This is a genomic window from Methyloversatilis sp. (assembly GCF_030696805.1).
Lineage (GTDB): Bacteria > Pseudomonadota > Gammaproteobacteria > Burkholderiales > Rhodocyclaceae > Methyloversatilis.
Map to the genome: position 1 here is coordinate 71,679 of NZ_JAUYRO010000037.1, position 12,934 is coordinate 84,612.

Annotated in this window: 9 protein-coding genes; 3 read left to right on the forward strand and 6 right to left on the reverse strand. The window is 66.3% G+C overall.

The genetic code is table 11. The features are described 5' to 3' along the window. Position 1: 1 nt before the first annotated feature. The 6 genes from Q8R75_RS05590 to Q8R75_RS05615 all read right to left on the reverse strand — a co-directional run bounded on the left by Q8R75_RS05590 (position 2) and on the right by Q8R75_RS05615 (position 10,200). On the reverse strand, positions 2-685 hold the full coding sequence (locus tag Q8R75_RS05590) for a response regulator transcription factor (RefSeq protein ID WP_257093392.1): 684 nt from the start codon (positions 683-685) through the stop codon (positions 2-4). After that, positions 682-2,037 (reverse strand): ATP-binding protein, encoded by a 1,356-nt coding sequence (locus Q8R75_RS05595; RefSeq protein WP_305611521.1) that lies wholly within the window; start codon positions 2,035-2,037, stop codon positions 682-684. Before Q8R75_RS05595 ends, Q8R75_RS05590 begins: the two co-directional genes overlap by 4 nt. Before the next feature lie 102 nt (positions 2,038-2,139). Beyond that, a complete protein-coding gene (locus Q8R75_RS05600) occupies positions 2,140-2,703 on the reverse strand; it encodes a hypothetical protein (protein WP_305611520.1) in 564 nt (187 codons plus the stop codon). A gap of 40 nt (positions 2,704-2,743) precedes the next feature. Beyond that, positions 2,744-3,319: a D-Ala-D-Ala carboxypeptidase family metallohydrolase gene (locus Q8R75_RS05605; RefSeq protein ID WP_305611519.1), complete on the reverse strand. Its 576-nt coding sequence runs from the start codon at positions 3,317-3,319 to the stop codon at positions 2,744-2,746. After that, the gene (locus Q8R75_RS05610) at positions 3,316-8,964 is read right to left on the reverse strand and encodes a CHAT domain-containing protein (RefSeq protein WP_305611518.1); all 5,649 of its coding nucleotides are present in this window, start codon (positions 8,962-8,964) and stop codon (positions 3,316-3,318) included. The genes Q8R75_RS05605 and Q8R75_RS05610 overlap by 4 nt, the downstream gene beginning before the upstream one ends. A gap of 54 nt (positions 8,965-9,018) precedes the next feature. Beyond that, entirely contained in the window at positions 9,019-10,200 is a 1,182-nt protein-coding gene (locus Q8R75_RS05615) for a toll/interleukin-1 receptor domain-containing protein (RefSeq protein ID WP_305611517.1), read from the reverse strand. A gap of 360 nt (positions 10,201-10,560) precedes the next feature. Between Q8R75_RS05615 and Q8R75_RS05620 the strand changes: the two genes are divergently transcribed. From Q8R75_RS05620 to Q8R75_RS05630, 3 genes are read left to right on the forward strand one after another with little or no spacing between them, the layout of a single operon-like run. Then, the gene (locus Q8R75_RS05620) at positions 10,561-11,487 is read left to right on the forward strand and encodes a histone deacetylase family protein (RefSeq protein WP_305611516.1); all 927 of its coding nucleotides are present in this window, start codon (positions 10,561-10,563) and stop codon (positions 11,485-11,487) included. A gap of 40 nt (positions 11,488-11,527) precedes the next feature. Beyond that, positions 11,528-11,989, forward strand: a complete 462-nt coding sequence (locus tag Q8R75_RS05625) for an NfeD family protein (RefSeq protein WP_305611515.1) — start codon at positions 11,528-11,530, stop codon at positions 11,987-11,989. Then, positions 11,986-12,846, forward strand: a complete 861-nt coding sequence (locus Q8R75_RS05630) for an SPFH domain-containing protein (RefSeq protein WP_305611514.1) — start codon at positions 11,986-11,988, stop codon at positions 12,844-12,846. The genes Q8R75_RS05625 and Q8R75_RS05630 overlap by 4 nt, the downstream gene beginning before the upstream one ends. The last annotated feature ends 88 nt before the right edge of the window (positions 12,847-12,934 follow it).

Below are 12,934 nucleotides of genomic sequence, written 5' to 3' on the forward strand. Positions count from 1 at the left end.
ATCACTGACCGAAATCGCCCGCGGCGTCCGGCCGCGCCGCCCACGGCACCAGTCCGGCGGCAGTGGCCAGGCGCACCAGTTCGACATCGCTGCGCACGTCGAGCTTCTGGCGGATTTCGCTCATGCGGTTCGATATCGTTTTCGGGCTGAGCTTGAGCGCGTCGGCGATTTCATCGACCGACATGCCGGCCAGCAGCAGACGGCAGATTTCGAATTCACGCGGTGTCAGCACGTCGAGCCGCTTTTCGTCCGGCATCACATTGTCCAGCGCGAGCTGCTCCGCCACACGGGGGCTGAGCGTGCGCCGCCCCTGCGCCGCGGCAAGCACGGCCTGCACCAGCGCCTCGGGTTCGGTGTCCTTGGTCAGGAAGCCGATCGCGCCGGCTTCCAGCGCCTGGCGCGCAAACGCAGGTTGCGCATGCATCGAGAACATGAGCACGCGGGCGCGGTTGTCCAGCGCCAGCATGCGGCGCGTCGCTTCGATGCCGCTGGCACCGGGTAGTGAAATGTCCATGACCACCACATCAGGCTTGAGCATGCGGAACAGCTGATAGGCCTCGTCCGAGGTACCCGCTTCGCCGACCACCTCCATTGCCCGGTTGTGTTCAAGAAAGCGACGGTAGCCGGCGCGCACGACGGCATGGTCGTCGACGAGCAGAACGCGGATTGGGCTGTGAAGGCTCATGTTTTTTCCTGTAGCGAAGTTTTCAGCGGCAGCCAGGCGTCGACCTGCCAGCCACCCTCGGGGCGCGGGCCGGCGCGACAATCGCCGCCCAGCGCCAGTGCGCGTTCGCGCATGCCGACCAGACCGAAACCGCTATCGGGTGTGGCGTGCGGTCGCGGCTCACCGTCATCGCGTACGCGAAGCGATACCCGGCCGGCACCGGGATCGATGTCGAGCCGGATGTCGATGCGGGTACAGCGCGCATGCTTGACGGTATTGGTCATGCACTCCTGCACGATGCGGTAAAGCGTGATGTCGTGCATCGCCGACAGCTGACCCAGGTCCTCGTGCAGATCGAAACTCACCTGAGCCGCATCGGCACAGCGGCTGCGCTGCTTGCCCAGTTCGCGCAGCGCGTGCCCCAGGCCGAGCTCTTCGATGTCGGGCGGGCGCAGGTGTTCGAGCAGATTGCGCACGAGGCGCAGCATGTGGCCGACCTGTTCCGACATCCAGTGCGCCGACTCGCGATGTTCTGCCAGTTCCGGCCGGCCATCGCAGGCGTCCGCCAGCAGTCGCGCATGCGGGTGGATCGCCACCAGATACGGGCTCAGCTCATCGTGCAGGTCACGCGCCAGCGCATGCCGGATCTCTTCTTCGTGCGTGATCAGCTTGCGCAACAGGCGCGCGCGTTCATCGACCGCCGCTTCCAGCGTGGACGCCATGCTGTTGAACGATTCGGAAAGCGGGGCCAGATCACCCGGGCCGACATTTTCCAGCCGTGCATCGAGTCGCCCTTCGCCGATCGCCGACAGCGCGCGCATCACGCTGCCCAGCGGATGCAGCGCACGGCCGACCGCCCAGAACACCATCAGGCAGGCGATCAGGCCGATCGCCGCAACCATCGATGTCTGCTTGATGTAGTCGTCCCAGATTTCGCGCAATTCATCGTCCGCATAAGGCACCAGCCAGTAGTAGCCGATGACCTGCTGGCCCACCCGAATGTCCTTGCGCAGCGGCGAGCGGCTGCGCAGGCGCTCGCCCATCCAGCCCAGCGCAAAGGGCGCCGATTGTTGCGGGCCGCTGCGCGAGCTGAGGATGAGCTGTCCGCTCGCCGCCCGCACTTCCACTGTCAGGTGGCGCAGACTGCTCAGTTCGCGGGTGAGCTGGATGCTGGCAAGGAGGGCTTCGGCGGTGACGCCGACCGGCGGCGGCGACAGTGCGCTGGGCAGTAGCGCGTGCGCAAGCCGGGCCACCGACTCCATCTCGGCGACTGCGTCATCGTGGGCGTCGTACAACCTGCGTACGCTGTCGGCAACGACCAGCAAGGTCATCAGTGACGCGATGATGAGGGTGAGTCTGATGCGCAGACTCATGCGGGTAATCCGGTCAGGGCAGGGCTTGCATGCTAATGCGAAGGCCACCGGGAAATGTTCCCGCTTGTTTCCCTTGCGTCAGCCCGGATTCGCGGCTCCACGTCAGACGAGCAGGCGCGTGTCGACGTGCTCGATCAGCCCGCCGTGCCTGCTGACCTCGGCCACCATGTGCGCCGTACCGCCCGGGCCCTCGGGACCGTCGCCATTCCACAGACAGATGAAACACAGCGCGCCGTCCGCGTGCGCGAGCGCTTGATCGATCAGCCACACATTGCATGCTTCATACGGGTCGCGGCCATCGGCCAGCGGGCCCAGCGCCGCCGACATTTCCTGCACTGTTGCGCCGGGTGCGGCAAGTGCGCGGCGATAGCGTTCGACCCAGCGTTCGCCATGCAGCGACGGCCTGACCGAGGTCTGTTCGAAGGTGGCGGTATCGAACGGCAGCAGGATGTGGCGTCTCACGCTGCGTTCGACGCACGCTTCAAGGAACAGCAGGTCGCCACCGGACGCCGCCTGACTGAAGGCGATGTCGCCGGCAGCGGCGCCATGGCGGTCCAGCGCGGCAGCGATCGCCGCCGCCGCGCCGGGCTCCATCGCCGGTGGAAAGCGCGGCGCTTCGCGGTCGGGACGGTCCATCACGTGACCGCTGAACAGGAAAGTGGTCATGGCGAGCGGTGCGGCAGGAAAGCAGGTTCGATCCGCCGCATCATGCCGTATCGCTGGTCAGTCCCGGTACGTAACAGTAGGCGCCGGAGCGCGGATCACGCACATAGCTCAACAGTTGCCGACGGTTCGGCGCGCCGCCCGGGGCGCGGAGCGACACGTGCACCCAGCCCGAATTCGGGCCCTTGGCCGGGTCGTAGCACTCGCAGATGATCTGGTCGAATACCTTGACGTGCTCCGCCACCCATTCGGCCAGCGCGATCGTGGCAACACCGACGATTTCGATGTCGCACGCTTCACCGCGCGCATGCTGGCTGCTGCTGACCCAGCTCGACGGCTTGCGTTTCAGGGCGCGTTCGAGGGCCTGGCTGCGGAACACGCTGTTCGGCGAAAAGCTGCCGAACTTCGCCCGCACCGGCTCGAGCACCTCGCGCGCCAGATGTACCGCGGCGCGGAATTCGGTGTCGGATGGAAAGGTGTTCGGAATGCACTGGCGCGATGCGATGTCGGAGCGGGTCAGTTCGTACAGCCGGAAATGCGGCGACACCTTGTCACGCGGCTGGCAGCCAGCGATGTGCAGCGCGCCGAGCGCCACCTTTGCCTGATCGCGGTCACTCATGACAGCTCCCGGAAGCGGTTGCGCATGGTGATCAGTGCCGCAATCACCGGCCTGAGTCCGCTTTCGTCACTGCGCACCGACGGCGCAGCATCCGGACCATCGAGCAGCGCGACCAGGAAATCGAAGTTCTCGGCGATCGACGCGCGTTCGCGCGGGCTGGCGCCGCGACGGAAGGCGTTCAGATACTCGCTCAGCACGCGGTCGAATCTTGCTTCGACGGCGTCATCACGGGCTGGCGTGCGCTTCGCCGGTTTGCGGGCCGGCGCCCGTGACCGCTTTCCGGCGGGCTTGTCGGGGGGCGCCGGCAGTGCTTCGGCAATCATCGACAGCAGGCGGCAATCTGCGATGCCGGTCGCCAACCACAGGCCCGGTTCGTCGCAATACTCGGCCTCGCAGGCGACGCGGATGCGTTCCGCCTCGCTGAGCAGCGCGTCGCGTGGCCACAGTGGTGTGTAATCCGGGTCGCCAGCCGTGGCAAGCAGGTCGGCCAGCGCACTGTTCACGAACGGGTAGGCGCTGCTGCGGCCATCCATTTCGAGGGCGTCGCGGTAGTAGGTCGCCATATTGACCAGCGATTCCTGGCGCTCCTGCGCCGTGGTCACCAGCGCAAGCCGCTTGCACGCGGCACCCATCATGTTCAGGCGCTCCGGCGTTCGGGCACGCTGGATCAGCAGGTCCAGCTCCATGATTGCTGCGATGATCGAGGTGCGCAGCGACGTGCGCAGGGCTTCGTCCGGCACGCCACCGGCGAGCGATTCCGACCAGCGTCGTCCAGCCAGCCGGACGCGGAAATTGGCGCATTGCTCGACCACGCGGATCGGGCAATCGCCCTTGCTGGCAGACAGCGCCGCGTCGAGATGTTCGATCGCCCGCGCGTAGTCACCGACCTCGCCCCACAGAAAACCGAGCGCTGCACGCACGTCGGCGCGGGCCAGCCACTTTTCGCGTGCGGCGTCGGGCACGCGGTCGAACAGGGCGTCGACGGTGCCCTGCAGCCACCCGACGTCGGTCGCGGACGACTGCATGCGCACCGATTCGCGCAGGTTGTCGAGATTGCTCACCAGTTCGGCATGCGAATGCAGCGGACCGGCCGGTCGGGCGGTCGAACGCGAACCGCCGCCCTGCGCGCGCAGCAGGCGAAAGCCCGGGTCGCCGTAGCACTGGTAGGCGCCAAAGGTGTTCGACTGCGGATGCTGCTGAACGCAGGCGCGGCGCGCCGCCCGCACGGACTCGCCGAAGCTGTCGCCGGCCAGCATGCGCTGGTAGAACGTGGCGGCGAAGGTCTTGGCGGCATCGTCATCGACCGCCCAGCCGGCCGCCACCACCGCCTTCACGCCCATGCGGATGAACTGCACGCCCAGATTGGCAGCCAGCGCCGGGAAGGCCTGCTTGTCCAGCGAGCGTGTCTTGCCAAGGTGACAGCAGTTGATGAACACCAGCTCCGGCACGTAACGCATCTGTTCTATGTCGCCCGGCGTCAGCAGCACGCCGCGGCCGATCACCATGCCCGACAGCAGCTTGCCTCCGGCTGACCCTGACCGGCTCCGGTCGTCTGCGACCCGATAGTCATGTTCGCCATGACCCGCCAGATGCAGGATGCGCCAGCGACGCCGGTGCAGGCTTTCGAGAATGTCGGTATGGGTGGCGTCGATGCAGGCGTCGGTCTGGTAGCCCAGTTCGGTCAGGCATCCGGCAACGTGCTGCGCTTCGTCGCGTGCGCCCGGCAGGTCGATGAACTTGTCCCAGCCTTCCAGATCGGGATGACCAATGACCAGCGCCGACAGCTCGGTACCGTGCACCGGTTGCGCCCGGAACTCGGATGTCTTGAGGGTGCGCAGCAGGCCGCTGCGGGCGGCCGGCGGCAGCGGATTGGTCGCCCAGCGATCTTCCAGCAACTCCCATGGATAGGCAGCCGATTTTTCATCGAGCACCAGCAGCAGGTTGTTGTTGTCCGGCGCCAGCTCCTTGAGCCGGTTGGGCAGCAGCATGTCGAACAGCGTGCGTGCCGCTTCGCGATTGCGGCCCGGTTGCGTGCAGGCACGCTCGATGAACTTGCCGGCCAGCGAAAGCTGGCCCAGACCGATGGTTTCCTCGGCGCGCGCGCGGTTGGTCGACGATACGAAGCGCAGCCGCGTGTCTTCCGGGTCGGTGCTGATTTCCAGCCGGTGCCACCAGTCGCCGTCGCTGTCGAAGCTGACCCGCCGGCGACCGCCGTCGCCGGCATGCACGGTCTGTTCCGGCCAGCGCACGTCGGCGCCGAAGTCGACCGACGCCAGCACGTCATCCAGTGCATCGGCGGCATTGATGGTCACGTCCTGGAACAATTCGATCAGCTGCAGTTTCGACAGGTAGACGCGGTCACCCAGCCCCGCATCGATCAGCCGGCGGTTGGTACTCACGACCGCGCGCAGCAGCGCCTCGATCGAATCGCGCAAGGTCATGCCGCCGGCGCCGCTGCCGATCAATACGGTACTGAGCCCCATCGAACGCATGTCGGCAGCGCGCATCGGACGTTTCGCCTCCGGCATCTGCACCAGTTCGAAGCAGTAGGTCAGCAGTGCGTCCGATACCGTGGATTCGAGCCGCCCGGGCGACAGCGAGCCCAGTTCGCCCAGACCCACGATGATGGCCGCGACCGGACGCGCTTCGGGCGTGTCGTTGTAGAACAGCGCACTGCTGCCGATCTGCCCTGGATACAGGCCCAGATCCATGCGCTGTGTCAGCGGTCCGGCCTGCTCGCCGGGACGCGTGAGCTGCTTGTCGAGTGCCCGTTCGGCGCTGACGATGCTGTCGCCCAGATAGTGGCCCACCATCAGCGGATGCCTGACGTAGCTAAGGTCGCCATGGGTGAGCTGTACCTCGAGGCCTGGCAGGGCTGGTTCCCCGGAAGGCAGCGGACTGCCGGGGCCGAATCCCAGACGCTCGACTTCGGCTGCCGTCGGGATCGAATCGAGGACGGGGGCCGACGCGCTGTGCGAGCCGCCTGCGCCCGCCGCACGTGCACCGCGCGCCGTGCCCATGCTGCGCGGCAGTCGCGTGGTCGAGCCCTTCAGCAGCAGATCGGTGTAGCCGGCGAAGGTCTTGCGGCCGAAGTCGTATGAACACAGTGCGTCGTGCGCGGTGTCCTCGGCGAAATACATCGGCACGCCGGGCAGGCGGCCGGACGCCCAGGTGACCGTGCCGTCGCCCTCCGGCGTGTGCGGAAACACCAGCTTGCGGCGGTTGAACCGGAAGGCGCCGTCGTCGTCGATCAGTTCGTGGCCGCACACGGTTTCCGGCTGCACGCCGGCGACATAGATCATGTGCTGCGCATCGACCGCGCCGGCCAGCGCGTCCCAGGTGCGGCGTGCGCCACGCAGCACACCTTCATCGGCCAGCTTCCAGCGCTCGCCGAGACCTTCACGCAGGCCGGCCCACACGGCAGGGTCGTCATAGCGCAGCGCTGTTCCGTCGGCAGGGAAGGGCAGCAATTCGACCAGACCGGGGTAGCGCCGGACGATGTCGATGATGCCGTCGCGGCTGTTCAGCAGATCGAGCAGCATCAGCTTGAACTGCGTCGGGTTGCGACCGGTCAGCCAGCGCACCGCCTCGTGCGAGCCATGATTGGGCGTACCCAGCATCAGCAGGCGACTGTTCGGCAACTCGCAGATGCGCCGCCAAACTTCGCCACCCTTGCGGTCGGCCATCATCGCGCGCACCACGAGACCGCCCATCGAATGCGCCACGATATGCAGCGGCTGCTGCTGCGCCTGCAGGTCTGGCAGCCACAGCGTGAGCTGTTCGGCCAGCTGCGCGGCCGCCGCCTGCACCGAATTGCGCCAGTCGTAGGCGAAGAACTCGACCCGGTGGGTCTGCGCGAGATGCATCAGCAGTGGTGCGTAGAAACTGTCGATCAGGCCATCGACCTCGATCTGTGCCGCGTCGATGCCGATCTTTTCCAGCCCGCCGAACGCCAGCGATCTGTAGTTCAGCCAGACGCGATCGCCATCTGCCTTCAGCGAGCTGCCCATGGTGCCGGGCAGCACGACCGCCAGCGGTTTCGGCAGCCCGCCGGCACGGCTGCGGGCAATCGCGCTGCGCCAGGCCGGCGGTGTCGGCGGCCGCTCGCTGATCGGCCGAAAGCCCGCGTCCGAGCCGTCGGCGCGGGTCAGACCCTGCAGCAGCCAGTCTGTCGAGCGGGCGTTGTGGAAATAGCTGAAGTGATCGACCGCATCGCCCTTGTCCATCTGCTGCCGGGCGCCGTGTTCCGGGCGCTTGATGCCGCCGAACATCGATCCGGTGTTCACCACGAGATCGTGTTCGCCCTTGTAGAACCAGTCGGTCACGAACACCTTCAGGGCCGACAGGATGGAGTGACCACGCTCGATGTCGCCGGCGATCACCGTCAGATCCGACTCGGTGCGGGTTTCCGGGTGGTTCAGCAGGCGCACGACGGCCGATCCGGGCATCATCGCTTCCAGCCCGGGGAGCACGCGCGGGTCGGTGCGTTCGCGCAGCACGGCGGCCATGAAGTCAAGCGCTTCGGGTACCAGCGGCACCTGCTGCAGACCGGCGATGCGGCTGGCGTTGAGCAGCAGCGAAAACCAGCGGTCCAGCCGGCCGGAGGCGAGCGTGGTGCCCATGGCCGGGCAGGCGACGCGCACGAAGCGCGTGATCCGGAGCTGCTTCGCATCCAGCACTTCGGCCAGCTTCAGCAGCGCGTCGCGGTCGGCGGCGTAGTCTTCCTTCAGCCGTTTTTCGCCGGCTTCGTCGAGCGGTTCGATGTTCAGCTGCTGGGCGATCGACACGTCTCCGACGAACAGCCGCTTCAATACTTCGGCGCGCAGCGGGTCGCTGCTGCGCACACGTTGCCCCAGACACAGCAGCTCGCCGACCAAGCCACCGCGAGAGTGGCTGACCAGATGCAGCGTGGCGCCCTGCGGCAGCGATTCGGCAAGTTCGAGCGCGTTCTGGATCGGGCTCACAGTCAATGTACGGTGTTCGAAGGCATGGATGCCTTCGCCATAGACACTTGCCAGCCGCGCACAGGCGATGGTGCCGCGCGGATTGTCGTCAGCCGCCAGCTTGCCGAAACTGCCATCGAAGCTCGATGCCGTGCCATGCAGGAACACCAGCAGCGGCTTGTCGTCCGTCGCCTCGACCCGGTCGATCTTCGCGCCGAGCGCAGCGTTCTCGATGTCGCAGCGATACAGCCCCGGCTCACGCCCGAGGATTTTCCGCTCGAAGCGCGCGCCAAGCCGGCGGGCGACGAATTCCTGCGCCTTGTCCTTGATGTCGATGCCGAAGAATTCGATCACCCGGGTCGCCAGACCGAGCGCACTGCCCAGCCCGCGGCTGCCCGGGGTGTCTGCGTTCAGGTCGCCGATATCCCACAGCACTTCGCCATCGCTGCGCGTTTCGGCCTTCGATCCCGCCTCCTGCATCAGGTCGTCGGCGCGTATCCACAGCTCGAAGCCATTGTCGAGCGTGACACGGGCGATCGCATCAGCCGGTATGACGGTCGGTTCGGCCGTCGCCGCGGCGCGACTGCCGCCGGGTTGCACTGCGCCCAGCGGTGTGAACGTCACCTCCGATCCGGATGGCGGGCTGACCGCCACACCCTTGCGCGCGCGGATGCTGAAACGCTCGTATTTCGACTGTTTCATTGTCCTGACCTCCTGCTGTTGTTCTTGTGTCGCGCCCCAGCCGTTGCCAGGCGCTCAGTTCGCGGCCGCCCCGGATGACCGCGATACGGTGACGACCGACGTTTCGCCACTGTTGTAGCGCAGCGTGCCGGTCATCGTGCTGCTGTTGGCGACGCGCAGGCTGAGGCTGCCGGTGTTGATCATCACGTTGCCGTTGGCAAAGATGTTCAGCGCAAAATTCACGTCGCGCTCGTACACGTCGCCCGCACCTTCGAAATGAACATCGGTCACGCCCTGGCCGTAGGTCTGGATCAGCACGGCGTTGTACACCTGCCACACCGGATGCTGCGTGACATTGATGCGCGGGCTGCGCAAAGTCAGGTCGTTGCCCTGGCGGGTCAGCGTCAACGGAATGCGCTCGCCCTGCGCGTCGACCATGGTCCAGTTGCCGGTCAGGTCGCGCTCGGGCTCCGGCTCCGGCACTGGAGCGGCGGGTGCGGGCAGGGTGGCGACTGCAACCGGTGCCACAGGCGCTGGAGCCGGGTCATCGGCGACGAACGGGGCAGGCGCCGGTGCGGGTTGGGGAGTCGTTTCCTCCTCGCCGACGAATACCGCGACGACGAGGATGAAGGTGAAAAAAATCCCGACCCCCCAGACGAACTTGCGCGCGGCACCGATGACACGGCCGACCGGCTTCCTGAAGCTTTCCGGCAGCGGCAGGTCGTCGTCTCCGGTGGCGCTCCGGTCCGAGGTGGAGTGGGTCGCGCTGTCCGTCGCCGTGCTGCGCATCGGCATGCCGGGCAGCTTTTCGAGCACGCCGCACAGTTCGCCGAAGTCGTACTGCCAGCGCTTGTCGGTCATTTCGTGCGCGTTGCGCCGGCCCAGCGCCGACAGCTCGTCCGGCAGTTCAGCCGCGTCGGGCATGGTCGCGCCGCCAACCAGCACGGGTATGACGCGCACGCCGCGCCGCGTCAGTGCGCGGGCAATTTCCATGCGTACCGGGTCATTCGGATTGTCGAGCCGGCGCTTGCCCTGGGCGTCGGTCATCGACAGCCAGTGCGGTCCGACCAGCACGAGCACGACGTTGCAGCGGTCGAGTTCGCGCTCGATGGCGTCGACGAAGTCCTCACCGGCGGCGATGCTTTCGAGGTCGCGAAAAACCTCCATTCCGGGAAAGGCCTGCAGCACGTCTTCGTGCAGCGTCTGCGCGTAGCCGCTGCTGTCCTTGCGTCGATACGAAATGAAAAGACGTGCCATGGGATGGGCTCAATTCGCAGCGCGGGATATGAAGACGATGCAGCGCACATTCACGGCGCCGGCACACCTGCAGGCGCGAGGGGCCACGCCGGTGACCGGACCGTCATTGATGCCGATGCACGAGGCGACGTTGCTCATGGTGTGCTCCACGGGGCCTGCGCGGCATCACGAACGTCCGTGCAGGAAAGGCTTTCGGGCGACGTCGGCAGTCTAGGCGCTTGCAAACGCCTTGAACACCCGCAAACCGGATGCGCAGCGTGTCGTAGGTCATGAGGACGATACTTGCCGCTATCATCCGGGCTGTTTCCATATTCCTGCCGGTCGTGGCCTTGAAACGGGCCGCACGCCGCTCCCTGCTGCATGGACTGCGTACTGCTGACCCACGCCGATTGTCTCGGCCATCAACCCGGCGAGCGTCACCCGGAAGCGCCGGCGCGGCTGACCGCGGTGCTCGATGGCATCGCCGCTGCCGGCTTGCTGCGCACGTGGCAGCGCATCGATGCGCCCCGGGTCACCCGCGAACAGCTTGAACGGGTGCATCACCCGGTCTATCTGGATGAGGTGGAGAAGGTCGCGCCCGCGTCCGGCCTGCACAGACTCGATGCCGATACGGTCATGTCGTCCGGTTCGCTCGCGGCGGCGTCACGCGCGGCCGGCGCCGTGGTGCATGCGGTCGATCTCGTGATGGGGGGCCGCACGCGCAGCGTATTCTGCGCCACGCGCCCGCCCGGCCACCACGCGCGTGCCGGCGATGCGATGGGTTTCTGCCTCTACGGCAATGTGGCGGTCGGCATGGCGCACGCGCTCGCTGCACACGGCATCGAGCGCGTCGCGGTGGCCGATTTCGACGTCCACCGCGGCAATGGCACCGAAAGCATGTTCCGGCGCGAGCCGCGCGTGCTGATGGCCGACAGCTTCCAGCATCCGTATTTCCCGCAGGGCAATTTTCCGGAACGCGCCGGTTATTTGCCCATGCGTCTGGCGGCAGGTGACGGCAGCGATGTTTTTCGCCGACACTGGACACAGACCGCGTTGCCCGCGCTGCGCGCCTTCAAGCCGCAGATCGTGTTCATTTCCGCAGGGTTCGACGCTCACCGCGACGATCCGCTGGCCAACATCCAGCTCGAAGCCGCCGATTACCGCTGGCTCACGCACGCGTTGCGCGATGTTGCGGAAGCGTCGGGCAAGGGGCGCATCATTTCGACGCTGGAAGGCGGCTACGGTCTGGGCAATATCGGTGCAGCCGTGGCCGCACATCTCATGGCGCTGGGTGATTGCAGTCGCTGAGCCGCTACACTGGCCGCAGCAATGGAGACGGACTGACGGCATGAATATCGAATGGTGGCACTGGCTGGTCGCAGGTCTGGCGCTGATCCTGCTCGAACTTGCGGTGCCGGGCATGGTGCTGGTGTGGTTCGGCGTGGCGGCGGTGGCGATCGGTCTGCTCGTGGCGGCCTCGCCTGCGCTGTCCCTGACACTGCTGCTCGGCTTGTGGACGGCGCTCTCATGCGTGCTGGTGTTCGTCTGGTTCAAGGTGTTCCGCACCGATCAGCACAAGACGCACGCCGGCATGTCGGATGGCGAACAGATCGGCGAGGTCGGTCTGCTGGTCGGTGAGGTAACGCCCTTCGGTCGCGGCAAGGTGCGCTTCCAGAAGCCGCTGCTCGGCAGCGACGTGTGGGAGTGCATTGCCGACGACACCATCGCGGCCGGCGAACGGGTGAAAGTGCTGTCGGTGGAAGGGTCGCTGCTCAAGGTCGGGCTGATCAACAAGGGAGTTTCCGCATGACTTCGGGCATCGTCGTCGCCATCGCAATACTGGTTTTCGCTTTCGTCACGCTGGCAAAGGGCCTGCGCATCGTGCCGCAGGGCGAGGAGTGGATCGTGCAGCGGCTCGGCAAGTACCAGAGCACGCTTTTGCCGGGCCTGAACATCATCATTCCCTACCTCGATGACGTGGCCTACAAGGTGATCACCAAGGACATCATTCTGGACGTGCAGGAGCAGGAGGTGATCACGCGCGACAACGCAGTGATCCGCACCAATGCCGTCGCGTTCATCAAGGTGACCGACCCGGTCAAGGCGGTCTATGGCGTGACCGACTTTTCCGAAGCCATCCGCAATCTCATCATGACCACGCTGCGCTCCATCGTCGGCGAAATGGATCTCGACCAGGCGCTGTCGAGCCGCGACAAGATCAAGATCCGGCTGCGCGAAAGCATTGCCGACGAAGCGATCGACTGGGGCCTGACGGTCAAGTCGGTGGAAATACAGGACATCAGCCCGTCGGAGTCGATGCAGCGCGCGATGGAACAGCAAGCCAGTGCGGAGCGCGAACGCAAGGCCATGGTGACCCGCTCGGAAGGACAGAAACAGTCGATGATTCTTGAAGCCGAAGCGCGGCTGGAATCGGCCAAGCGGGATGCAGCGGCGCAGGTGACGCTGGCCGAGGCCAGTGCCGAATCGATCCGTCGCGTCACGGCGTCGCTTGGCGAACAGCAGTTGCCCATGATGTATCTGCTGGGCGAAAAATACGTGGCCGCGCTGGGCAAGCTGGGCGAGTCGCCGAATGCGAAGATCGTCGTGCTGCCGGCCGACCTGCAGGACGCGGTGGCCGGCATCTTCGCGCGGTCGCAGGGTAAATGATCATCTGACGCGCGTGGACGCCGCAAGCGCGGAGACGCACGGCCAGGGGCGATTCATTGCTTCGCACTGACCGGCATGTTCCGCATCG

Coding starts and splice junctions, on each gene's coding strand:
- Q8R75_RS05590 (WP_257093392.1), bottom strand. CDS start 685: ATGAGCCTTCACAGCCCAATCCGCGTTCTGCTCGTCGACGACCATGCC.
- Q8R75_RS05595 (WP_305611521.1), bottom strand. CDS start 2,037: ATGAGTCTGCGCATCAGACTCACCCTCATCATCGCGTCACTGATGACC.
- Q8R75_RS05600 (WP_305611520.1), bottom strand. CDS start 2,703: ATGACCACTTTCCTGTTCAGCGGTCACGTGATGGACCGTCCCGACCGC.
- Q8R75_RS05605 (WP_305611519.1), bottom strand. CDS start 3,319: ATGAGTGACCGCGATCAGGCAAAGGTGGCGCTCGGCGCGCTGCACATC.
- Q8R75_RS05610 (WP_305611518.1), bottom strand. CDS start 8,964: ATGAAACAGTCGAAATACGAGCGTTTCAGCATCCGCGCGCGCAAGGGT.
- Q8R75_RS05615 (WP_305611517.1), bottom strand. CDS start 10,200: ATGGCACGTCTTTTCATTTCGTATCGACGCAAGGACAGCAGCGGCTAC.
- Q8R75_RS05620 (WP_305611516.1), top strand. CDS start 10,561: ATGGACTGCGTACTGCTGACCCACGCCGATTGTCTCGGCCATCAACCC.
- Q8R75_RS05625 (WP_305611515.1), top strand. CDS start 11,528: ATGAATATCGAATGGTGGCACTGGCTGGTCGCAGGTCTGGCGCTGATC.
- Q8R75_RS05630 (WP_305611514.1), top strand. CDS start 11,986: ATGACTTCGGGCATCGTCGTCGCCATCGCAATACTGGTTTTCGCTTTC.